At 49.2% G+C, this 23,689-nt stretch carries 18 protein-coding genes and 1 pseudogene; 5 read left to right on the plus strand and 14 right to left on the minus strand.

The window, feature by feature from the left end; all coding sequences use genetic code 11:
* Window positions 1-224: 224 nt before the first annotated feature.
* The 8 genes from B9L21_RS14015 to B9L21_RS14050 all read right to left on the minus strand — a co-directional run bounded on the left by B9L21_RS14015 (window position 225) and on the right by B9L21_RS14050 (window position 12,961).
* Window positions 225-1,694 carry an alanine/glycine:cation symporter family protein gene (locus B9L21_RS14015; protein WP_063166831.1) on the minus strand — a complete coding sequence of 490 codons (1,470 nt, stop codon included), beginning with the start codon at window positions 1,692-1,694 and terminating at the stop codon, window positions 225-227.
* A 296-nt stretch (window positions 1,695-1,990) separates the two neighbouring features.
* Window positions 1,991-5,332: a DEAD/DEAH box helicase family protein gene (locus tag B9L21_RS14020; RefSeq protein WP_063166832.1), complete on the minus strand. Its 3,342-nt coding sequence runs from the start codon at window positions 5,330-5,332 to the stop codon at window positions 1,991-1,993.
* A gap of 43 nt (window positions 5,333-5,375) precedes the next feature.
* A complete protein-coding gene (locus B9L21_RS14025) occupies window positions 5,376-6,554 on the minus strand; it encodes a restriction endonuclease subunit S (RefSeq protein ID WP_168157893.1) in 1,179 nt (392 codons plus the stop codon).
* A 12-nt stretch (window positions 6,555-6,566) separates the two neighbouring features.
* The gene (locus tag B9L21_RS14030; protein ID WP_063166834.1) at window positions 6,567-8,024 is read right to left on the minus strand and encodes a type I restriction-modification system subunit M; all 1,458 of its coding nucleotides are present in this window, start codon (window positions 8,022-8,024) and stop codon (window positions 6,567-6,569) included.
* Between the two features lie 338 nt (window positions 8,025-8,362).
* Window positions 8,363-9,736, minus strand: a complete 1,374-nt coding sequence (gene rlmD, locus B9L21_RS14035) for a 23S rRNA (uracil(1939)-C(5))-methyltransferase RlmD (RefSeq protein WP_063166835.1) — start codon at window positions 9,734-9,736, stop codon at window positions 8,363-8,365.
* Window positions 9,737-9,812: 76 nt separating this feature from the next.
* The gene (locus tag B9L21_RS14040) at window positions 9,813-10,733 is read right to left on the minus strand and encodes a diacylglycerol kinase (protein ID WP_015373870.1); all 921 of its coding nucleotides are present in this window, start codon (window positions 10,731-10,733) and stop codon (window positions 9,813-9,815) included.
* A 149-nt stretch (window positions 10,734-10,882) separates the two neighbouring features.
* Window positions 10,883-12,403 carry a flotillin family protein gene (locus tag B9L21_RS14045; RefSeq protein WP_063166836.1) on the minus strand — a complete coding sequence of 507 codons (1,521 nt, stop codon included), beginning with the start codon at window positions 12,401-12,403 and terminating at the stop codon, window positions 10,883-10,885.
* 21 nt (window positions 12,404-12,424) lie between these two features.
* Entirely contained in the window at window positions 12,425-12,961 is a 537-nt protein-coding gene (locus B9L21_RS14050; protein ID WP_063166837.1) for an NfeD family protein, read from the minus strand.
* A 205-nt stretch (window positions 12,962-13,166) separates the two neighbouring features.
* On the opposite strand from B9L21_RS14050, the gene B9L21_RS14055 reads away from it, so the two are divergent.
* Window positions 13,167-14,045, plus strand: coding sequence for an Rpn family recombination-promoting nuclease/putative transposase (locus B9L21_RS14055; RefSeq protein ID WP_063166838.1), 879 nt, complete (start codon window positions 13,167-13,169; stop codon window positions 14,043-14,045).
* A 101-nt stretch (window positions 14,046-14,146) separates the two neighbouring features.
* Here the strand turns inward: B9L21_RS14055 and B9L21_RS14060 are convergent, their stop codons facing one another.
* The 3 genes from B9L21_RS14060 to B9L21_RS17740 all read right to left on the minus strand — a co-directional run bounded on the left by B9L21_RS14060 (window position 14,147) and on the right by B9L21_RS17740 (window position 16,123).
* Window positions 14,147-14,476 carry a DUF962 domain-containing protein gene (locus B9L21_RS14060; protein ID WP_063166839.1) on the minus strand — a complete coding sequence of 110 codons (330 nt, stop codon included), beginning with the start codon at window positions 14,474-14,476 and terminating at the stop codon, window positions 14,147-14,149.
* A complete protein-coding gene (locus B9L21_RS14065) occupies window positions 14,457-14,813 on the minus strand; it encodes a hypothetical protein (protein ID WP_225995674.1) in 357 nt (118 codons plus the stop codon). Before B9L21_RS14065 ends, B9L21_RS14060 begins: the two co-directional genes overlap by 20 nt.
* Window positions 14,814-15,550: 737 nt before the next feature.
* Entirely contained in the window at window positions 15,551-16,123 is a 573-nt protein-coding gene (locus B9L21_RS17740) for an IS630 family transposase (RefSeq protein ID WP_063166840.1), read from the minus strand.
* Between the two features lie 574 nt (window positions 16,124-16,697).
* Between B9L21_RS17740 and B9L21_RS14075 the strand changes: the two genes are divergently transcribed.
* Entirely contained in the window at window positions 16,698-18,416 is a 1,719-nt protein-coding gene (locus tag B9L21_RS14075) for a M56 family metallopeptidase (RefSeq protein WP_042382517.1), read from the plus strand.
* A 432-nt stretch (window positions 18,417-18,848) separates the two neighbouring features.
* Here the strand turns inward: B9L21_RS14075 and B9L21_RS14080 are convergent, their stop codons facing one another.
* The 3 genes and pseudogenes from B9L21_RS14080 to B9L21_RS14090 form a co-directional block, all read right to left on the minus strand.
* Window positions 18,849-20,054, minus strand: a complete 1,206-nt coding sequence (locus tag B9L21_RS14080; RefSeq protein ID WP_063166841.1) for a S1C family serine protease — start codon at window positions 20,052-20,054, stop codon at window positions 18,849-18,851.
* On the minus strand, window positions 20,035-20,220 hold the full coding sequence (locus B9L21_RS14085; RefSeq protein ID WP_063166842.1) for a hypothetical protein: 186 nt from the start codon (window positions 20,218-20,220) through the stop codon (window positions 20,035-20,037). Before B9L21_RS14085 ends, B9L21_RS14080 begins: the two co-directional genes overlap by 20 nt.
* A 23-nt stretch (window positions 20,221-20,243) precedes the next feature.
* A pseudogene (locus tag B9L21_RS14090) lies at window positions 20,244-20,681 on the minus strand (PepSY-associated TM helix domain-containing protein); the annotation flags it as partial.
* Window positions 20,682-20,847: 166 nt separating this feature from the next.
* Between B9L21_RS14090 and B9L21_RS14095 the strand changes: the two are divergent.
* The 3 genes from B9L21_RS14095 to B9L21_RS14105 all read left to right on the plus strand — a co-directional run bounded on the left by B9L21_RS14095 (window position 20,848) and on the right by B9L21_RS14105 (window position 23,618).
* Complete coding sequence (locus B9L21_RS14095; protein ID WP_015373859.1) at window positions 20,848-21,510, plus strand: response regulator transcription factor; 663 nt, start codon at window positions 20,848-20,850, stop codon at window positions 21,508-21,510.
* Window positions 21,464-22,873 (plus strand): sensor histidine kinase, encoded by a 1,410-nt coding sequence (locus B9L21_RS14100; protein WP_396231417.1) that lies wholly within the window; start codon window positions 21,464-21,466, stop codon window positions 22,871-22,873. The genes B9L21_RS14095 and B9L21_RS14100 overlap by 47 nt, the downstream gene beginning before the upstream one ends.
* A 175-nt stretch (window positions 22,874-23,048) precedes the next feature.
* Window positions 23,049-23,618 carry a TetR/AcrR family transcriptional regulator gene (locus B9L21_RS14105; protein ID WP_063166844.1) on the plus strand — a complete coding sequence of 190 codons (570 nt, stop codon included), beginning with the start codon at window positions 23,049-23,051 and terminating at the stop codon, window positions 23,616-23,618.
* Window positions 23,619-23,689: the final 71 nt, after the last annotated feature.

The following is a 23,689-nucleotide window of genomic DNA, read 5'->3' on the forward strand; positions in this document are numbered from 1 at the left end:
TTTTTACGAAACAAACTTCCTCCCCCTCTCCCCTTTTCCATCTTCCCGACCGCCATCCCCGTCAGCTCATCAACCGTTTCGTCATCATCTCCTGTTTCCAACCTTTTTTTCAATATCTGCTTTGCCTAACAGGATTCCAAAGCGGCCATTCCCAGGATGCCGGACGCACAAAAACGGTGTCCCGAACGCAGCGGGACACCTCCAACTCTACAACGTATGATGGCTTATAACGCTTGTTCCTTCTTTTCGTCCACTCTCGTATACCCATTTTCCCAAAATGTCGCGTTCTTGATCCCGTATTTTGACGCATTGAATTCCGGATCCTTGCCTTGCTTCAGCTGCTCCTCATAATCTTTTAGCGCAATATAGGCCGGTTTAAACAACAACAAGATCGCGATCAAGTTGAGCCAAACCATGATTCCAAGCCCGATGTCGCCCATCGCCCACGCCGTCGTCGCCGTTTTGACCGTTCCGTAGAAAGTGGCGGCCAAAAAGATGACTTTGAGGGCAAAGAAGGCCATCCCCCTCTTTTCACTGCGCACCAGATAAGCGAGGTTCGTCTCGGCAATATAGTAATAGGCGTACATCGTCGTAAACGCAAAGAAGAAAAGGGCAATCGCAATAAACGCCGAGCCAAATCCCGGGAAGAGGGTGTCCACCGCCGCTTGCGTATACCCTGCACCCGGTTCTACCCCTTCAAGGTTGACGACAATCGGCTCCCTGGTTTTTTCATTAATGACATTATACTGGTTAGTAAATAAAATCATCAGTGCAGTCGCTGTCACGACTAAGAACACATCCAAATAGATTGAAAACGCTTGCACAAGCCCCTGCTTGGCCGGGTGGGATACTTCCGCCGCCGCCGCCGGATGAGCGCCTGTCCCTTGACCAGCTTCATTGGCGTAAAGGCCGCGTTTGACGCCCCACATCACGGCCGATCCAAGAATTCCGCCAAACACTTGATCAGCGCCGAACGCGCTTTTGAAAATCAGGCCAAAAACATCGGGGACTTTTTCAATATTCACCGCAATGATCGCAATCGCGACCAACAAATAGCCAACTGCCATAAACGGAACGACAATTTCCGCCGTTCTGGCGATCCGCTTCACCCCTCCAAAAATCGTAAAACCAAGAATCGAAATGACAATAATTCCTGTAATCAGCTTCGGAATGCCAAACGCATTCGAAAAGCTGTCGGCAATCGAGTTTGCTTGAATTCCCGGCATCAGCACCGCCATCGAGAGAATGATCGCCGCGGCAATCACAACCGCAAACCATTTCCAGCCAAGGCCCTTTTCAATATAGAAAGCTGGCCCGCCCCGGTACTGCCCGTCTCGTTCCTCTTTATAAATTTGCGCCAGCGTCGACTCGACATACGCCGTCGCCGCACCGATAAACGTAATGACCCACATCCAAAAGACAGCGCCCGGTCCCCCGTAGGCAATCCCCGTTGCCGTCCCAGCGACGTTCCCGACCCCAATGCGGCCGGATAAAGACATCGTTAACGCTTGAAAGGACGAGACCCCCGCGTCAGAGCCCTTCCCGGTCGTCACAAGCCGGATCATCTCTTTCACATGGCGAATTTGCAGGAAACGGGTGCGAATGCTAAAATACAAACCACAACAAACAATAAAACCAATTAAGAAAGGACTCCATAATAACCCGTTCACCGTTTCGACCATTTTTTCAACCAAACAAATCCCTCCTATATTTTTGTTGTATAACACGAGCCCAAATTATATTATAAATATCACAAATTTTTGTTTCAATAATTTTTTATAATAGGTTTTTTATATATTTTCTGGATATATCCCGCACTTCTCACCTCAGCATTACAAGAACAAAGGACATTTTATTTAGTTTTCTAACGTAACTCAGTATGGATATACTCATTTCGTTCTATACGCATAAGAAATATAAGGCATCTTCAAGACACTTTCAACCTCAAAGATGCCTGAACATCGAAGAAAAACAAAATGGATTACTTTTCCTACGCCCCCGCGATCTCTTCGGAATTTCGGTTAATCTCATCGATAATGCGAATAATCTTGCGCGCGTCGTCCATGTTGTCCTGAAACAGTTCAACGATGCTGCCGACGGTTTTAAACGGTTCTTCCTGCAGCACCCGCTTGTCCATGACTCCATTTTTCACAAAGTAATCGACGATCAATTTGACAAAGCGGCTTTGTTGGATGTTCAACCGTTCGCTTGATAAAAATTCGGAAAACGCTTCGTTGGCGGCCTGTGGGTCAAGGCCGACGATTTGGCGGACGAGCTTTGTAATCGGTGTGTCTCCGAATTCTCTTTTATAATCTTCCTGTGTGCCAAGCTCATTCCAAAGAATATGTTCCAACGTTTTTACGTCTTGGACGGTTAGCTTTTTATTATTTCGCAACTTGTAAATGGCCATCTGGTCGCGGTGTTCGTGCAGATAATGTTCCACCTTTTTCCGATAATTTTTCAGATCATTGACAGTAAACATCGGGCCGTTTTCTTTGACCTCTAAGACTTGGTCTTTAAAGTTCGTATAGTAAATTTTTTGCGTTTCTTTTTCAAGGAATTTGACTAAGTCACGCAACGCTTCGCGAACAGCTTCCAATTCGAAAATATCGGCTTCGCTCCAAAACTCTTCCGTCTGCACCTTTTCGATGATGTATTTTTGTTCCATCACTTGAGGAATGGAACCGAGTTTCGACAACGCCTCTGCGGTGCGAATCACACTCCGAATCGGCTTCGTCGCATTTTTCGTTTGCAGCTTCGCCAATTCGATCGTGTACATAAGCAAATCAAAGCGTTTCGCAAATTCATCGTCATTTAACGGGACAATCAACGGCGAAAGATGTTCTTTAATCTCATGAACATCGAGCGCCGTCAAACCATTCCACGCTTCCCTGTTTTGGAACTTGTGCACATACTGGATGTGCTGGCGCACGCGGAAATTTTCTTCATTGAGCTGACGAATTTCCGCCAGCACTTCGTCAATCAACTCATTGCGATGAGCAATATAGTCCTCTTCTTGGTGCTGTAAATGCTGCAATTCGTGAATGATGTCTACCTTCGTGTTAAACAGCCGCTCCGTTAAACTTTCCACCGCTTTTCCTTCGATTCCTTTCGGATTTTCGCGGAAAAACGCAAAGTTGCCGCAATAGTCGAAAATCAAAAAATGCGTTTTATCTTGCCCGGCTCCGAATAAGTCTTTGCATAAACGGGTTCCGCGTCCAATCATTTGCCAAAACTTTGATTTGGAGCGTACTTTCTTGAAGAACACAAGGTTGACGACTTCCGGAATATCCACTCCTGTATCGAGCATATCGACCGATACGGCAATCTGCGGCCATTTGTTACGGTCGGAAAAATCATCGATTAAGGTTTGGTAGTAGTTCACGCTGTAATCAATGACTCGTGCAAAGCCGCCCTTGTATTCAGGGAACAATTGATCAAAGCGCTCCACGATTCGTTCCGCATGGCGATGGTTTTTCGCAAAAATAATCGTTTTGCCGAGTTTGTCTCCGCCTTCGACGCGAATTCCTTTTTCCATTAAATCTCTCAGTACCGTATCAATCGTATCGTCGTTAAACAGCCATTCGTTTAACGCGGCACTGTCAATATCCTCGCCTACTTCATCATCAAATGTTTCTTCATATCGTTCTTTTTCTTCATCCGATAACTCATCGTAATGAATGCCTTCTTCGAGGAACTTTAATTTTGTTTCAATGGTACGATAATCCACTAAATAGCCGTCCTGAACGGCTTGATCTAACTCATAGGCATAGGTCGGCACACCGTTTTCCAGATCAAACACTTCATACGTATTGCGGTCAATTTCATCTTTTGGTGTGGCGGTAAGCCCAAGCAATATTGCGTCAAAATAGTCAAAAATAGCCCGATATTTCTTATAAATACTGCGGTGGGATTCATCGACGATAATTAAATCAAAATGGCCGACGGTAAAGAGGCGTTTGCCGTCTTTTCGTTTCGCTTCGTCAATCGCGTTCATCATTGTCGGGTACGTCGAAAACACCATGCGGCTTTCCTCTGGATTGTCTTTGTTATCGAGCAAATTGCAAAGCGTCAAGTTCGGAAGCAAATGGCTAAAGCTGTTTTTGGCTTGCGTTACCAGCGTTTTGCGGTCCGCTAAAAACAAAATATTTTTTACCCAATTGTGGCGAGTGAGAACATCGACAATCGAAATCGCTGTCCGAGTTTTGCCGCTCCCCGTTGCCATGACAAGCAATGCTTTGCGCCGTTTGTTCTCGAGCGCGTCACATACGGCTAACACCGCTTCTTTTTGGTAATATCGGTTTGTAATATTGTCATTGATTTTTACATTTCGTAACGGCCGCTTCATCGTGCGGCGGTCTATAAGCAAGCTTAATTCTTCCTTATTGTAAAAACCGGAAACCTTCCGCGCCGGATAGTTAAGGTCGTCCCAAATATACGTTTCAAAACCGTTTGTGTAAAAAATAATCGGACGTTGGCCGTGCATTTTCTCAATGCAGTCGGCGTACAATTTCGCCTGTTGCTTTCCTTTGTTCGGGTCAGCGGTTGTCCGTTTCGCTTCGATGACCGCCAGCGGCTTTCCGTTGTCGCCAAAAAGAACGTAATCGACATAGCCGACTCCTTCTTGATTCGGCATGCCAACGACAGGGTATTCAACAATAACGTCCTTTTTAAATTCCCAACCCGCCAGCTTCAAATCTAAATCAATATATTTCTTTCTTGTTTCCCATTCGCTTAGTTCATCGACTTGGAAGTGGTACTCTTTTGTATTCGCTTCCCGTTTGGCGGTGAGAAGAGCGCGGAGCTGTTCATTTTCTTTCATCATTTCCTCAAGACGCTTGTCTTTGGAGCTTAACCGTTCGTATAAATCTTTTAATTCTTCCGGACGCTCGCGCTTTTCCTCTCCGATTGGCAACAACGATTCATCAAAATCCGTAGCCGTATATTCATCTGAATAACAATAATCAATCCAAGACACAAACTGATGAAGATGATGCAGGGAAAGAATCGCTTCTTCCCTCGTAATCATCGAGTTCGTATGAACCGCGACATTTCCCAGTTTGACAATGTAACGCAACAACGGCAACAAGTCTTCATCAATAATGGACAAAAAGACGTTGTCATGAATCAAACTGGAAAGATTATCTTGATACGGAACTTTCAACGCGCTGTCAAAGCTGTACACCCACTTCACCGCGAGTTCCAGCGCACGGCGCGTTAAAATCGCGCACGTCGCTGGACTCACAACCAAACTTTTCTCCGCTTCTAAACACGCATTCGTAAAGCTCTCATAATGAGGCTTGCCTACTAAAAACTGAAAGTTGGATAACAACAATACCCCTCCCTTGATCAGCGCAAATTCCTTTTACATTTGCTTAATCGTTGAATAACTCTCCCTTAAACGCCCGTTGCATGAGGGAGTTGAAGTTTTTTTCTAACTCAACTAATCCTTTTTTAAAAAGTTCTCTTTGAGATTCTATTTTTTGTACAATCTCAGCAAATTGATCTTGGAGTTGTTTAGGAGGTATATATATTTTTATTGATTTTAGTTCCTCAGCATTGATATTTGCCATCCCTACGATATTTTTAGCCATTGAAAATAAAATACTTTTTCCGTACTTCGAGTTTAAGTACGCAGATATAAACTCGGCATTGGCTTTTTCATTAGGAATTACCTTAACTAAATATCCTGCAAAGGCCATTGGTTTTTCAAAGCGATACACAGCTGTTTTTCCTACTAGTTCTTTACTATTTGTTCTATTAAATAAAAGCTCTCCTTTATGAACCAGATATTTTTCAACTTCCTTATCATCTAAATCAACGTATTTAAGATCTGTGAGATCCCAATGTCCTTCATACGTAATATTGTTCATTCTCAATATAGGATATTTCCCTGTATCCTCGCTTGCTTTTTTGCTTGTACCATATTGTGTTTTTAGAGCTAAATCCTTTATAAAACCCATTGGCCATTTCTTAGGATTAGTAGCTGGATCTCCAAACACCTCTAAAAACACACTTTGCGTTAACTGGTCTAACGCTTCAATTTGGGCTTTTCTTTTAAAAATTATTTCTTCTGCTTGTTTAAGTAATTTAGATATTTTTTTTTGAATCGCTTTACTTGGTAGATCAATATCAATCTCACCGATATCACTTAAACGAATACTTGGATAGGATGAATCCAATACTAGACGACTTGGTGGATTAGCACGAAAAAAATAGTATAGATAATCCGGCTCTATCTCGTTAGAACAAATTATAGCTGCTAAGTGATTTACAATATACGCTTCATGAGTAGTTTTATATACTCTATTTTTTAATATACTCATTCCACTTTTTGCAAATAGAATCGTATTTTCCGGGACAAGAACCATTTTCCTATTTTGGGCAACGCTTTCTTCTATTTTTGGTAATTCCATTAAACTTTTTCCGTTACATAGCTCCTCTAAGTGTCCTGCTCTGATAAAAGGTTTTCCGTTATTCTCGCTAAATTCATTATCTTTAGGAGCTGTACTCCCTGATAACACTTTAGCAATTTTTTTTAGTTTTATTTTCATCATCAAGCACCTCTAGAATTTAAGCATATCTTCTAACTCTTTTATACCTTTTATTATTTCTTCTTCTAGCTTCTTTACTTTTTCAATTATTTCTATCGGTTGTTGATACTTCACTTCTTCATACTCAATTTCTTTATACTTGTTAATCGAAAGGTCATAGTCGTTTTCACGAATTTCTTCCACCGGCACGAAGAACGACTGCTCCGTGCGCTTCCGTTCTTTTTCCGCTTCACGGTTATGGAATCGCGCAATGATGTCCGGAATGTCGTTTTCTTCAATCGGAGTACGCTTGTCGTCCAATGAATAGCCGTCCGCTTTCATATCATAAAACCATACTTGATCCGTACCGCCGACTCCCGTTTTCGTGAAAATCATAATCGCTGTCGATACGCCCGCGTATGGTTTAAATACGCCGCTTGGCATCGAAATAATGGCTTCTAATTTATGATTTTCCACAATCTCTTTGCGGATGTCTTTATGCGCCTTCGAGCTGCCGAACAATACCCCGTCCGGCACAATGCACGCGCAACGTCCGCCCGTTTTTAAAATGCGTAAGAATAATGCCAAAAATAAAAGTTCGGTTTTCTTTGTCTTTACAACTTTTAACAAATCATTTGAAACTGCATCATAATCTAATGAACCTTTAAAAGGCGGATTGGCAAGGACAAGGGTGTATTTGTCCTTATCTTTGTTTTGTTCCGACAAGGAGTCGCGATATTCGATATTTGGATTTTCAATGCCATGGAGCATCATGTTCATCGCGCCAATCCGCAGCATCGTGCGGTCCATATCAAAACCGTAGAACATATGGTTATTAAAATGTTCTTTTAAACTTTGCACTAAAAATAAGTCACTGCGATGTTTGCGCAAATATTCGCCCGCTGCGACTAAAAACCCTGCGGAACCTGCGGCCGGGTCGACGATGATGTCTTCCGGCGTCGGTTTCATCAGCTCGACCATCATGTGAATGATATGACGCGGGGTGCGGAATTGGCCGTTCGTGCCTGCGGTGGCGATTTTCGATAACAAATACTCGTACAAATCGCCTTTCGTATCGCGGTCTTTCATCGGAATGCGGTCAATGCCGTCGACGATTTTGACGAGCATTTGCGGCGTCGGGATCATGAAAATGGCGTCGCCCATATATTTTGCATAGGCCGATTCCCGATTGCCGTGCAAGTTTTTGATGAACGGAAACACTTCATTGGACACGACATCGTACATATGGGCGGCTTCAAAATGTTTGAATTTGCTCCAGCGCAAGTGTTGCTTATCGGGAGGAAAGATGCGTTCCGATTCAATGCCGAGCAGCGCATCCTCCTGCTCGCGCTGTGTTTCGACTTCATCCAAGCCTTTGATGAACAATAAGTAGGTAAACTGTTCAATGACCGTCAGCGGGTTCGTAATTCCGCCCGTCCAAAACGTTTCCCATATTTTATCGACTTTATGGCGCAATTCGCCTGTGAGCATGGCTTCTATGTACCTCCTTGTGATTTCCAATCTCCATTATATACGGTTTTCGGTACAAAAGGGGGAAGAAAAATATGTTTTATGCCGGTTGACGCTCAGGAAGACAGAGGGTGACATTTGGGGCAAAGAAACTCCGACTGTGCTTTGCATGAAGCGGGAGTCGTTCACCATAACCGTTCGAGGAACACTTGCAAGTGGTGTGGATTCTCAATAGGATGGATCTCATCCAGCCCCCAGTTTTGCAGGCGGATGAAATCTTTATCATGTCATTCGTGTCGTCATGGCCGTTTGCCCAATTCGACTGCAAACAACAAGGCCGGATCCACCGGCCCGTTGTCTTATCTCAACCGAATTTTCGCCACACACTCCACATGCGCCGTGTGCGGAAACATGTCCACTGGCTGGACTTCGATCGTTTCGTAGCCGCCGTCTTCTAGGATGCGCAAGTCGCGGGCGAGCGTCGCCGGGTTACACGAGACGTAGACGACGCGCGGCGGTTTCATGGCGATGATCGTCTCAAGCAGCGCGGCGTCACAGCCTTTGCGCGGCGGGTCAACGACCAAGCAGTCGGCGCGGATGCCTTCTTCGTACCAACGCGGGATGACGTCTTCGGCGGCGCCGACTTCGAAGGTGACGTTTTGGATGCCGTTGAGTTTGGCGTTGCGCTTGGCGTCTTCGATCGCTTCGGGGACGATTTCGACGCCGTAGACGTGTTTCGCTTTACGCGCCAAAAAGAGCGAGATCGTGCCGATGCCGCAGTAGGCGTCGATCACCGTCTCCCGCCCGGTCAGCTCCACGTATTCGAGCGCTTTGTCATACAGCACTTTCGTCTGTTCGGGGTTGACTTGGTAAAACGAGCGGGCCGAGATGGCGAATTGAATGCCGCCGATGCGGTCGGTGATGAACTCGCTTCCCCATAACACCCGCGTTTTGGCGCCGAAAATGACGTTCGTCCGCTCGGGGTTGACGTTTTGCACGATCGATTTCACGCCCGGAATGGCGCGGACGATGTCACGGACAATGTCCTGTTCGTGGGGCAGATGGTCCGTGCGGGTGACAAGCACGACCATCACCTCGCCTGTTGCCGCGCCGTAGCGGGCGACAATATGGCGAAGAACGCCCTTGTGCGTGGTTTCGTCGTATGGGGGAATACCATAGCGCTCGGCGATGCGCTTCACGGCCTGGACGACGACATCGTTCGCCTCTTGCTGGATGAGGCAGGCGTCCATATCGATGATTTCATGCGTCCGCTCCTTGTAAAAGCCCGCCACCAAGCCCCCTTCGCGCTCGCCAACGGGCACTTGCGCCTTGTTTCGATACCGCCATGGGTTCTTCATCCCGATGACGGGATGGACGGTGACGCCTTCTAGCTTGCCGATGCGGGCGAGCACTTCTTTCACCTGCTTTTCCTTCGCTTTCAGCTGGCCTTCGTAGCTGAGGTGTTGCAGCTGGCAGCCGCCGCATTGGCGATAGACGGGGCACGGCGGCGCAACGCGGTCGGGGCTTGGTTCGTACAGCTCCACGAGGCGGCCGTACCCATACCCTTTTTTCACTTTGATCGCTTTCACCTTCGCCCGCTCGCCGGGAAGCGCGTGTTTCACAAACAACGGAAAGCCGTCGACTTTCGCCACTCCGAGACCGTCGTGGGTCAAATCCGTGAATACGACGTCATAATATTCATTTTTGGCGACTGGTGGTTGCTGCTTCGTCATGTCGTTCTCCTTTCTGCCGTTCCTCTGTATATGTAGCGTGCCCTTTATAGGGGAAAGGCATAAGAAAAGAACAGGCTTATCTTCCTGTTCTCACTTGTTCTGCCTTTTCTTTTGGCATCAATACGTCAATATGGCGGCGCAAATTGACGAACTCCCCTGGAAGCATGCCGCCGAATTCGCCGTCTAAGTTCAGCTGCATCGGCGAGTGCACTTTTACCCGGTTCGCTTTCGTGTAAATGACGTGCGGGTCGTTGATGTGCTCGCCGCGCGCCGCGAGGGTGACAAGGCGGATGAATTCGGCCAAGTTCGTTTTCTTGACGATGATAAAATCGAACAGGCCGTCATTCAATGATGAATCGGGTGCCAGTTTTTCAAACCCGCCGACCGAGTTCGTGAGCGAAACCAAAAACATCATAATCTCGCCTTCGAACAGTTTGCCGTCATACTCGATTTGCGCTTCGGTCGCCTTGATGGACGGCAACATCTCGATCCCTTTCAAGTAATAGGCGAGCTGGCCAAGCATCGTTTTCAGCTTGCTCGGCACTTCGTAGGTGAGCTCGGTCAGGCGCCCGCCGCCCGCGATGTTGATGAAATAGCGCGTTTTGTCTTCGTTCGTCACACAGCCGATGTCAATCGGGACGGGCTCGCCCGTGGCGATCACGTCGCACGCCCCTTCAATCGAACGGGGCACGCCGATGGCGCGGGCGAAATCGTTCGTCGTCCCAACGGGAATGACGCCCAGTGTCGGCCGATGCGGCTGATCGGCGATGCCGTTGACGACTTCATTGATCGTTCCGTCGCCCCCTGCGGCGACAACGAGATCAAATTCCCGCAGGACGGCCTGGCGCGCTGCTTCCGTCGCATCCCCCGGCCCTTCGGTGGCGTGGCACGACGTTTCATAGCCCGCCTTTTCCAACCGCACGAGCACATCAGGCAAATGGCGCTTAAACAGCTCCCGCCCTGATGTCGGGTTATAAATGATTCGAGCTCGTTTCATTATTCTCAACCTACTTCCTTTTTTCCATTCCACCCGTTCCCATCATAACGAAACAACGCTTCATGCGCAACTCCGACGAATGTCGTGAACAAGGCGGCGAGAAACAGCGCCCTCGGGTTCAAGCGAAGGGCGCTGTGGGAGGATAGGCATCATTCTGTTGTCTTCGCCTCTTGGGACGATGCTGGCGCACCGAGCGGCTGGACATGGGCCGCTCCACCCTGGGCGACGCTCTCGAGCAGCTGCTTCACATCGATGCCGGTTGACGCTTTCAACGTCTCCTGCAAGCTCGCCATTAAGTTCGTCGCATAGCCCGTGACGCGGTTGGCGCCGCCCCCCGCTCCTGAGCCGGTGTCGACGATCGTCAGCTTCTCGATGTTCGCAAGCGGGCTCGCCACTTGTTTCGCATACTCCGGAAGCATCTTGATGATCATGTCGAGCACCGCAGCCTGGCCATAGCGCTCGAACGCTTCGGCGATCTTTTGTTTCGCTTCCGCTTCGGCGAGGCCTTTCAGTCGGATGATTTCCGCTTCCGCTTCCCCTTTCGCTTTCTCCGCCTCGGCTTTTGCCAACCCGTCGAGTCGGACGCGCTCCGCTTCCGCTTTCGCCAGCGTTTCGACGCGGTACTTTTGCGCATCGGCTTCGGCGATTTGTTTCGCCTTTTCCGCCGCTGCTTTTTGCTCGATCGCATAGCGCTCGGCATCAGCTTTTTTCTTCACTTCTGAATCGTATTGCCGTTCGCGGCGCAAAATTTCTTTTTCTTCGAGCTCGATTTGTTTTTGCCGCTCGATGATTTTAATTTGCATTTGTTGAGCCGTCACTTCTTGTTTGGCTTTCGCTTCTTCGAGATGGTACGCCTGATCGGCGCGCGCTTTGGCGATATCTTGCTCTTGGCGGAATTCGGCGAGTTTGAGCTGGTTGATTTTTTCCGCCTCGGCGATTTCCGTCAGCCGCTCGAGTTCCGCTTTGCGCGCTTCCTTGTCCGCTTCGGCCCGCTTGATGCGCGTCTCTTTTTCCGCTTCGGCCGTCGCGATATCGGCGTCGCGCTTCACTTGGGCGATGCGCGGCTTCCCGAGCGCGTCAAGGTAGCCGTTTTTGTCGCGCACGTCTTTGATCGTGAACGAGACGATGACAAGCCCCATTTTCGCGAGATCTTGCGAAGCGACACGCTGCACTTCTTGCGAAAATTTATCGCGGTTTTTATAAATTTCTTCAACCGTCATCGACCCGAGGATGGAGCGAAGATGGCCTTCAAGCACTTCACGCGCTTCGTTTTCCATATCTTGGCGCGTTTTGCCTAAAAACTGCTCGGCCGCGGTCGCGATTTCGCTGATCGAACTTCCGACTTTGATGATCGCCACCCCGTCCGCCATGACGGGCACGCCTTGTTCCGTATACACTTCCGGCGTTTGCACATCGAGCTTGATCGACAATAAACTGAGCGGCTCAGCCTGCTGGAAAATCGGCACGACAAACGTGCCGCCGCCGCGGACGATTTTAATTTTGTTTCCCGATTCGTCCACGTGAACGTTTTTGCTTCCTAAGTAGCTGCCCGTCACAATGAGCGCCTCGTCCGGCCCGACGGTGCGGTAGCGGGCGATAAAAATGGCAATAAGTCCGACAAGAAGCAAGACGACGACGCCGATCACGACAAGCCATGGCGCAATAGTCATCACTTTTTCCCCTTTCTCTGTTTAAATCAAAGCATGATACGGATCGCGCTTCGCCACTACAGCGATGCCGTTTTCCATTTGCACGATGACGACTTCTTCCCCCGCAGCGATTTCCTCGCGATGGAGGCTTTTCGCTGGTTTCGCCACCGCCCCGCTTTTGCGGGAGATGAGAATTTCACCAAACCCATCAGGCGGCACCGGGACGATCACTTTGGCGAGCGTTCCCTCCAAATCGGCGTCCGTATATCCAAGTGACGCCTCAGCCGAACGGAGCGGCAAAAAAACGAAAAAGTGCAACAGCAACACAGCAACAAGCGCCGCGCCGATGGCAAGCCACAGAACCAAGCTCGATGCCCAGTCTGTGTACCATTCCGCCAGCAATCCGACCGCGCTGCCAACAATGAAAAACGATAAAACTAGCTGCGGACTGAACAGCGGATGATCGGGCAGATCGAAGATGCCATCAAGCACATCGCTGAAGAAAAAATACAAAACCGTCAACAACGCACTGACGACAAGCACCCATCCGTACACAACTTCAGGCGAATGGCTGAACAACTCCCCTCCCTCCTTTCCCCTTCGCTTATACATACGGCGAAGGCAGCCGTTGGTTTCATCATTTTTCCAATGTCATCAAAATTCGACAATCCTCCCTGATTTCCTTCTTCTAACAGCAGAAAAAATGCAGGGAGACCGGCAGGATTTTGCATAGTGCAAGGCGAATCAAGCTATGCGAATCTAAAAACATATCGGGAGGGAGACCATGTCAGAAACGCGCATTGACCACGATCGGCTGTTTAAAGAGTTGTTGAGCACCTTTTTTGAAGAATTTGTTCTCCTCTTCTTTCCTCACGTACACGAACAGATTGACTTTCACTACCTTTCCTTTTTATCAGAAGAAGTGCTGACCGATGTCACCGCGGGTGAAAAACATCGAGTCGATTTATTGGTCGAGACGAAGCTGAGAGGAGAAGACGGACTGATCGTCATCCACATCGAACATCAAAGCTACATCCAATCCTCGTTTTCAGAGCGAATGTTCATTTATTTCAGCCGCTTGTTTCAAAAACACCGCCGCCGCATTCTTCCGATCGCCATCTTCAGCTATGATGCCATCCGCGATGAACCATCTTCATTCACCGTTTCGTTTCCGTTTTTGACCGTTCTCGATTTCCGTTTTTTGACGGTGGAATTGTCCAAACTCCCATGGCGCACATACATCCGCCATGACAACCCGGTCGCTGCCGCCCTGTTAAGCAAAATGGGGTATAATGAAGAGGAGAAGGTGGAAGTGAAAAAGGAATTTTTGCGCATGCTCACCCGCCTCGAGCTCGATGAGGCGAGACAGCGTCTGTTGTTCGGCTTTTTCGAAACGTATTTGCGGTTATCGGAGGAAGAAGAAGTCCGACTGCGAGATGAGGTGAAGACCATGGAGGAGAAGGAGGCTGCCAAAGTCATGGAACTTATCGTGTCATACGAACAGAAAGGCATGGAAAAAGGAATGGAAAAAGGAATAGAGAAAGGAATGGAGAAAGCAAAGTTGGATGTTGCGAAACGAATGTTGGCAAAAGGATTTGATGCTGACACGATCCATGAACTGACCGGACTGCCGCTGGAAACGATTGAACAATTGAAGCCATGAGAAGGCAAACCCCTTCTCCCTGAATCATTCGGGTTGCCGCCCCCCATTTCTCCAAACTTTGGAACATCTTCAGGGAGAAGGTCTTTTCATCGTTCTTCGCTTTATTCCTCTGAAATCCCCAGCCGCTCCAAATCCCGCCCAAGCTGCCCCGTAAGCATGAGCCCGTACATGCGAAAATCGGCCCGAAGCGACCAAAACGGATGGCCGAAGGTGGCGGGCTTGTTTCCTTCAATGAAAAAGTGGCTGAACCAGGCGAGCGCATAGGCGGCCACTGGAGCGCCGAGCAGCCACCACGCATTCCTCGTCACGATCGCAATGATCACAAACAAAAACACGAAGCTCGTTCCGACAAAATGCCAGCGCCTTGTCGCCCGTTTGCGGTGCTGAGTCAAATAAAATGGCCAAAACTCTTCATAATCGCGGAATTCCATCTCCCTTTCCCCCTTTGATGGATGCGGCGCGCCGCCCACGAATGCCGCGAACGAGCAGCACCCAGTACCCGATCATGTACAGAAACAGCACAAGCGACAGCCACGCCCACCATTGCCCCTCGATGAGGGATTGCTGCCAGTAGGCGAACGGATCGACGCCGACCCTGGCGATCGTGTGAAAATTGTTCAGAAAAAAGAGCGGCACTGCGATCACCGCAACGAGCGAATACAAGCGGCGAACCGTTCCTTTCACTAGCATCGCCACACCGACAATCAAGGTGGCCATGCACATAATGTAGTACAACACGGACATCCATAGCGGCGCACTCGGGCCCATTTCAAATCCCTTTTCATCCGTCATAATGGCCATATTCGATGAGAACCAAAAGAGTTCCTTCCTGTTAGAACGATGTTCCCTTCCACTGTGAGGGAGCGGCTGCTCAAGTTCAACACACATTTGGCCTGCACCCACAAAGCTCCCCTTCATAATGAATTGTGTTTTCAAGTTGCGGGAAAGAGTGTGGGAACACAGAAGGACGTAACTCTTAGAACGGGATCTCCTCCATTTTTGGGATCATGCCCGCTCAGCTGCAGTCAGTTCGCTTTTGTTATGTTTAGCACTTGAGAATCAATACCTAATTTCTATATACATGCAACATGAAGAGTTAACTTCTCAGTCATCCTGCACACCCTAAGCGTTGCAGCACTTCCTGCGGACGTTCGTGGATGTCGTCCGCAAACCGAGCAATGGCCTGGACGATATCGTTTCGATGTTTGTGAAACACATTGGCGATCACGGTGTCTTTCAGCCATTTCCACAAGCTGAATGCGGGCGTGATCCAACACCAAGACGATGAGACGGTCTGGATCGCGCTCTTTGAGCATTCTCAAGAAATTCAAGAACGTCGCGGCATTGGCGCGGCAGTCGTTTGATGAAGCACCGTTTCGCCATCGTGGATGTTGACCGCGCCAAACCGCGATACGTGGGCATGATGGCCGAACGTCGGCACTTGTTTTTGGCGGCCGACTTCTGACCATGTGGACCGCAAGACATGGTAAGAGCGGATATGGGTTTCATCGATGTACAGAAGAACGGCATCTTCTGTGTCCTTGGTGATCAAGTTTTTTGATCAGATCCATTTGCTTTTCCAATTGCTTTTGCTCATCCGGGTTCCCTTTCGCCAGTGTGTACGTCGGTCGTGTCCACGACAGCCCTTTGCGGTGCAGGAGTTTTCGCAGCGCTTCGCGGGAAATGGAAACACCGAATTGCTTTGCGACATAGGATTGCAGGAGTTTGGTGTTCCACGCCGAGGCGACGTCCCAGCCCAGTTCGGCGGGAGTGGTGGTCAACACAAGCTGTTTGATCTTTTCCTGCTGTTCTTCGGTGAGAAACGGCTCTCGCCCGGGGGCGAAATCCCGATGAAGCAGGAGTTCAAGGCCGCCTTCGTTGAACAGCGACACATAATGGGAAACGGTTTGTCGGCACACGTTGACCATGGAGGCCGCTTCTTTGCCCGAATAGCCTTCCATGACGAGGCGAACGGCCATCACCCGTTGGCGAAGAAGGGTGTTTTTGATTTTCCATTCCTGTTTGCGAAGTGTCCGAGGTGTCCATCCGTGATCGTTGGTGATTTTGAGACGTTTCATGCAGAATTCCACTCCTTTTCCATACTTTTCCTTAGGGACAGTATAACCGGAGTGGGCACCGCTTATGCGAAGGTTAACTTTTCAATGAGCATGTATATACAATGAATGGTCAAAACATCAGCAACAATCTGCTGATCCATTCATGCAACGAACATACCAGGACACTGACCGCTCGCTTTCGTAAGCGTAAATCACGAATCATGCGGAAGACAACAACATGAGTCATACAAAAACGGGTCTCTTAATCATACGGTTCCTCTCCTACATGAATGATCGTTATCCGTTACATGTGAGGAAAATATTGTAGGTCATATTCATGTTCCCCAACAAGCGCAGTGGAGTGAAAAAAGAAAAAGATATACAAAACGAACCTGTCCCTGCTATAATGTCAATTGAAAAAAGAACCAATATTGGAGAAAAACGTTCATGAACGTTCAACAACATGCCATTGTCAACCACCTACATGTAGAATGGACGAATTTCGTTACCAATGGGTATTAGTGGATTTACTTAAGTGATAAATAATGACTAGGGGGTTTCTTGCACTTTTTCAACTAGACAGGGGGAGCAACAGATGCCAGATGTGACTATATCGATTTGGACTGCTGCAGTCGGCTTTTTTCTCGGTTTCTTGGCATACTTTTTTAAAAAATGGTGTCCTTCTTTATATGTACATATCCTCACTGCGATACTCGGAATCGGATGGATCGTCTATGTGTTCTTAGATCAAGGGTTTATAAAAACGGTGCCCATTTTTTTTATATTTGGATTTAGCTTTTTTAGCTCTCCGGTACCGGAAAGAAGCAAAACCCAATTGAAAGAGATCATCGATCAACTAAAAGAACAAGGTGCGAGAGAAATAGTCTTGTCTAAAAATAAAGAGCGCCTATTAGCGGATTTGTTATTTTCCGGATTTTTCATCGTCATTGCTGTTCTTTATTTCCTTTTCGGGCCGAATTCCGCGATTACGTTCATCCTTTTATATAGCTTCATCTCTCTTTTTGTTGGGCTGACAAAAAGAGTGGGACTGCTTCGCTCTCTCCGCCTTTTTTACGCAGAACACGAAGAAGCATTATATGCTGTATCTTTGTTTGAAACCAAAAAATATCCATTGAAGGAACTTTCAGAAGTAAGCGTTCAGACAAGGCCGGATGTGTTGCAACTATTCCAGCTTTTTTCTTTGTTCTCTCCTAATATGGACTATACGACCAGCATGGGGAAAACGTGGAAGTTATCTTTTTCCGGTGAAAAAGTTTATCTCACCCCTGATCCATTAGAATCGATGGATTTTCTCCTTAAAGGAGAAATACATAAAATGGAAGAGTTCGAAGTAAAGCCTTTTTATCATCCAAAAAATTGGAAACGACTTTTAGGAAAATGGTATTTTGCAGCAACGGTGAAAGGGGTGGGAGCTTATGCAGCCCTTCTCACACTGTTTACTTTGCTGGGGATCGGGCCGATCGCAACAACCGCTGTTATTATACTATTTTGGATATTCAATCTATGGATTTCGGATCGCGTATTGAAAATCGCTTTAGATATGAGGAAAATAGACGATCCCGATTTGCTGCCCATCATCGAGAAAGTCTTTTCACGTGCCGGCCTTTCTCATGTTGATATTTATGTTACGGAATCGGCCGAATATAACGGTTTTGCGATAGGTGCGAATATTGGTCGATCATTGGTAGCGTTAACTTCAGAAACGCTGAAACTTCCCCATGAAGCCATTGAAGGCATTTTGGCTCATGAGGCGATTCATGTGAAAAAGCGAGATGTCTTGATGGGACAGTTATTGCGATTTGCGTTGATCGGGTTAGTTTTTGCTGGTGTTTTCCTTATCCATGAAGCCTTTCCAAATTGGCTAGAACATAATCAAATCTTTGTTTTTCTCGGCCTATGGCTCTTGATTTTTCTGCTTCCTGCTTTCCAATCTCTATTCACACAGTGGATGGAAGTCCGGGCAGATCATTTAGGAGCAACGCTGTTGGACGGTGGGAATGCTCAAATGGCTAACAGTTTGACGATCCTGTGTGAATATCAAGATCGAGCATTGGAAAAGTCTGTAGGATACCACATTGATTTTAAAAACGAGCAAGAAGCAAATAAAAAGGACAAAAAAATCTCTTCCTTAGAAAGAGATTCTTGGTTTTTTAGATTTTTGGAATTCCAGTTTATGTCCCATCCGCCCATGTATTGGCGTGTTCATGCGCTTCAAACAACAGAAACCGAATGGAGCATCAGGAAAATCAAATTATGGTGGTGCAGCCGCTTCCGAGAGTCGTTGCCCAATTGAAACCGTAGGTGAGCAAACTTACTCATCTCCATGGACAACTGAGATCCCTTCGTGAGACTTCGCTGTTGTACATATGAGGCACGAACGTCCTTGTGGCTCGTAGTAGGCACGCCTATTCTAGCCAAGGAATTCGGTCCTTGTGACAACAGCAAACGAAGCCCTTCCTCCAACATCATTCCGAGCGAAGTGATGATTCGGATCATGGGGCCCCCTGTATTGCGGGCGCACCCACTCTCGGACATGCAACGGCTGCACGTCGTCCTGCCAGCTCTCGCAATATGAGCAGACTCGATACAAAAAGTGCTGACGACACGGAATCAACGTACAGCCGTCTCATTTCGCTTTATACTCCAGCATCATGAGCAAGCGCCGCACACGAAAATGAACATCGCCTCTTTCCAGCCGCTTCGGCTGAAAAGAGGCGATGTCTTCTTATGACTGGCTGCTTTCTCTCGCTTTTAAGGTGACGGATACGGTCGTCTCAAACCCATCGCGATAGATCGTCAGTTTGATGCGATCGCCCACCGATGTTTTCGTATACAAATAGTTGCGCAAGGCGCTGACGCTGTCGATTTTGTCGCCGTTGATGGCGACGATGACGTCTTTTGATTTCAGCCCGGCTTCCGCGGCTGGGGAGAACGGTTCGACGGACGTGACGGCCGCCCCGCTTGTGATGTTCGACGGCAATTTCAATTCATTCGTGCGGACGTCATCGGACAAATCCGCCACATCGACAAGCTGGACGCCAAGGTACGGGCGTTTGATTTTCCCATCTTTCATCAGCTGCTCGACGATCGGTTTGACGTTTTCGCTCGGGATGGCAAAGCCGAGCCCTTCGACGCCCGTTTCCGCGATTTTCATGCTGTTGATGCCGATCACCTGCCCCGCGCTGTTAATGAGCGCTCCGCCGCTGTTGCCCGGGTTGATGGCGGCGTCCGTTTGGATGACGTCGATTTCCCAATCCCCCGCTGACGTTGAGACGGGCATCGTCCGTTTGCCGCTGACGATCCCTTCCGTCACCGTCCGCGACAAATCAAGGCCGAGCGGGTTGCCGATCGCCGCGACAGGCTCGCCGATTTTCACCTTCGACGAGTCGCCGAAACTCGCCACGTTCGTCACCCCTTCAGCAGGGATTTTCAAGACGGCGAGGTCGGTGAGTGCATCCGCGCCGACGATCTCGGCTTTCACTTTTTTCCCGTTCGCGAGCGCCACTTCGACTTTGTTCGCCCCTTCAATGACATGGTTGTTCGTCACAATGTAGGCCGCATCGCCGTCTTTTTTAAAGATGACGCCCGACCCCGTCCCCGCTTCCGTATCTTGCGCTTGTTCGGAGAAAAAGTCGACTTGTTTTTGAATGTTGACGACGCCGACGACCGCATCGGCCACTTTATTAATGGCGGCGATCATGTTCGTGTTGACGTTCCCCGTCGGCTGCAGCGGCAGCGCCTCGCTTTTTGCGGTCGTTTCCGCTGTTTCCGTTTGGGAATTCGTTTCTCCATGCATCCATTTCGGCGCCACATACCACGTCGCCGCGCTCCCAATCACCGCCCCTGCGACGGAAGCGGCGAGCCACGATACGAAGCGGCCGCGGCGTTTCGGTTCTGGCGTTGGGGTTGGTTCAAATGGCATCACGTCCATGGGTCATCTCCTCCTTCATGATCCATGATGGAATATGCAGCATCTTCGAGCGAATGGCCGCCAAGCAGTGAAATGGCGGGCGAAATACGACGATGCCACCGACATCGATCGGCCTTGCATAAAGAGAAGACCAGCGTCGCTGTTTCTTTCGGTTGTTCTGATGCATCGTTTCATCCCTTCCTGCGTACGTTATGTCGTCTCCGGCGCTGGCGTCATCCGCTTCTGCTTCCGCCTCCGTCCCGCTGCGAGCGTGCGGATCGACAGGAAAATCCCCGTCGCGGTCAAGATGATCATCGCCACCGCCGCGACATCAACCGCCCAGCGGATGTCAAGCGAACCGATTCTCCCTTCGTGCAGCTGGCGGACGAACATCATGAGCGACGATCCGCCTCCCTCGGCGCGCGGTGCCATCGGGGCCGTAGATGCCCCCGCTCCCGACGTCTGCCCCGCCCCGAACGCGTTCATTCCTTCCTGCGCGGCGCGGTGCATCTCGCCGCGCTCCGCCTGGCCGATCAGCCACGGCTCGGATAGAAGGAGCCCCGTCACCGCCTCAACAAGCAAAAAGATCGAACTGATCAGCCCAATCCAAAGATGCAAATTCCTCATTTTCCTCATCGCCGTTTGCCTCCTTTTCCTCTTCGTCCATCATGATAGCCAAGGAAGGTGAAAAAATGGTGAAAATTCTTTTTGAGAGAACAGCCTTCTGCGCGGCGAATGGGCTGCGTTTTCACCGTTTTTTCACGAACGATTTGATATGATAAGAAGGAAGAGAGACAGAACGGGAGGAATGGCGATGAAAATTTTGCTGGCCGAGGACGATCTTCACCTAGGGGAGCTGATCGTTCACTTATTGAAAAAGAAAGGCATCGACCATATCGATTGGGTGCAGGAAGGGGAAGATGCGTACGATTACGCCATGGCGGAGTTTTACGATGTCGTCGTGCTCGATTGGATGCTTCCAAACGGCGATGGGGTGGACATTTGTCGACGGTTGAGGCAAAACGGCTACACAGGCGCGATTTTGATGTTGACGGCGAAAGACGCCGTCCATGACCGCGTCACCGGGCTTGAGGCGGGAGCGGACGATTACTTGGTCAAACCGTTTGAAATCGACGAGCTCGTCGCGCGGCTCAAGGCGCTCGCCCGGCGCACGTTCGTCCCGCTTCAAGAGGAAAAAGTGGCGTTTCACGGCTTCACCTTAAACCGGACAAGCCATACGCTCCATCGCGGCGATGAAGAGATTTTCCTCACTCCACGCGAGTTTCAGCTTCTCGATTTGCTCGTGCAAAACCAAGGGCAAGTCGTGCCGCGCGAAACGATATTGGACCGCGTTTGGGGGTGGGATGCCGATGTGTCAATGAAAACGATCGACGCGACAATCAAGCTATTGCGCAAAAAGTTGAAAGACGATGTCATCCAAACCGTTCGAGGAGTGGGGTATAAAATTGAAAAATAACTGGAGGGAATGGCGCGACTGGCTGCGCCGCCTAGGAAGCGCCGACTTGTTCCGCCGCGCCCATTGGCGGTTGACGGCGCTCTACAGCGGCATTTTCACGTTGTTTCTCGCCTTGTTTGTCATGATCGCCGCGGCCTTGTTTTACTGGATCGCTACCTCTGACCAAGAGCGGCGCATCAGCCGCCTCGCCGAGCAAGAGGCGAATACGATCGAACAAGTGCTGCTCAAGCAAAGCAATTTCGACTTGTTTGATGATGAAAATGTCATTTTGTTAAGCGAAGACCAACTCTTTTTTTACGTCATCGGCCCGGACGGGGGCCTGCTCGCCGGGGATGAAGTCCACCCGCGCCTGCGTCCGTATTTTTTAAACGCCTTGTCCCATCTCAAGGCAAATGAGCGCGCTCCCGTCTACATGAGCGTCTCTTTGCCGGAACATATGCCCGGCCTCGCGCGCGAAGCGGCCCGCGACTGGCGCGTGCTCGCCGCCGCCCGTCCGCTCGTCATCCACGGCGATTTCGTGGGCATGCTGTATATCGGCATGGACGTCACGTCGTTTTTCGGCGTGTTCCATTGGCTGCTCATTGTGCTCATCGGCTTGGCCGTTTTGTTTCTTGCCGTCGGCGTGGCGCTCAGCTTCTTTATGTCCAAGCGCGCGCTCGCACCGATTGAAGAGGCGTACGAGCGGCAGCGCCAGTTCGTCGCCGACGCCTCTCATGAGCTGCGGACGCCGCTCAGCGTCGTCTTCTCGTCCGTCGAGGCGCTTTCGCTTGAGGAGGATGTGATGAAAAACGACTTTGCCCGCCGCCTGCTCGACCGCCTGCGTGACGAATTGAAGCGAATCACGAAACTGATGAACGACTTGTTGACGCTCGCCCGCGCGGATGCGAAACACGCCGCGCTGGAGCTTTCAAAACAAACGTTCGATTTCCGCCCGCACGCCGAGCGCACGTTCCAGCTCATGTCGGAACTGGCGGCGAAAAAACAGATTACGATGCATTTTCACGCTCCCGAGCAAGCGCTCGTCACCGCTGACCCGGACAAATTGACGCAGCTGTTGTACATTTTGCTCGACAACGCGATCAAATACACCCCCGAAGGCGGCGAGGTGACGCTGTCGATCCGCACCGAGCCAAAGCACGTGTTCCTTTCCGTCAAAGACACCGGCATCGGCATCCCGCCGGAAGACATCGGCCGCATTTTCGACCGCTTTTACCGCGTCGACAAAGCGCGCTCGCGCCAACAAGGCGGCCACGGCCTCGGGCTGTCGATCGCCAAATGGATCGTCGACGCCCACGGCGGCGCGATCCACGTCCATAGTCAAATCGGGAAAGGAACCGAATTTCTTGTTCGTCTTCCTCGCTAAATCCAGGGGGCAAAACAGTAAGGCGAAGGCTTCCTTCCCCTAACAGAACGTGCCGTTGAGTGAGAAAAACGAAACATCATACTTTGTTGCTGTTGCAAACCGAACATATTCATGTTATGATTCAAAACGTAATGACCAAATTGTCCATTTAGTCAAAAATGAAGGATGAATGCCCATGTCGGATAAAAAACAACAAATTATTGATGCCGCCACTCAATCATTTTCGCTGTTCGGCTACAAAGCAACGACAATGGATCAAGTAGCGAAGATGGCTAATGTCGGCAAAGGAACGATTTATACATTTTTCAAAAGCAAAGAAGAGCTGCTTGACCATATCGTTTCCTCTGTTATATCCGAAATTAAGCATGAAGCGGATGCGGCTATGGATGATCGTTTGCCGTTCAGCGAAAACGTCCAACGCGCCTTGCAGCGTATTTTTACATTCCGTCAAGAACATGAATTAACCATCAAACTTTTGCAAGAAATGCGGGATATTGGCACCGCAGCTGTACAAGATGTGATGAAACGCCTTGATCGCGAAATGATTGCCTATATTCGCGAAAAAATTGAAGAAGCGATGGCAAAAGGGGACATTCGCTCTTGCGATCCAGAGTTAACGGCATTTTTCATGTTTAAAATGTACATCGCATTAAGCATTGAATGGGAAAAAGATCACGAACCATTGTCTCAACAAACCATTGCCGAACTGTTTGATCTGTATTTGCTGAAAGGATTGTCTCCATGATAATCCTTCTCTTTTCGGAGCGAAATGACTAAATGGACAAATCAGTCAGAATTATAAACAAAGGAGGTTCG

The sequence above is a fragment of the Geobacillus uzenensis genome, from assembly GCF_002217665.1.
Lineage (GTDB): Bacteria > Bacillota > Bacilli > Bacillales > Anoxybacillaceae > Geobacillus > Geobacillus subterraneus.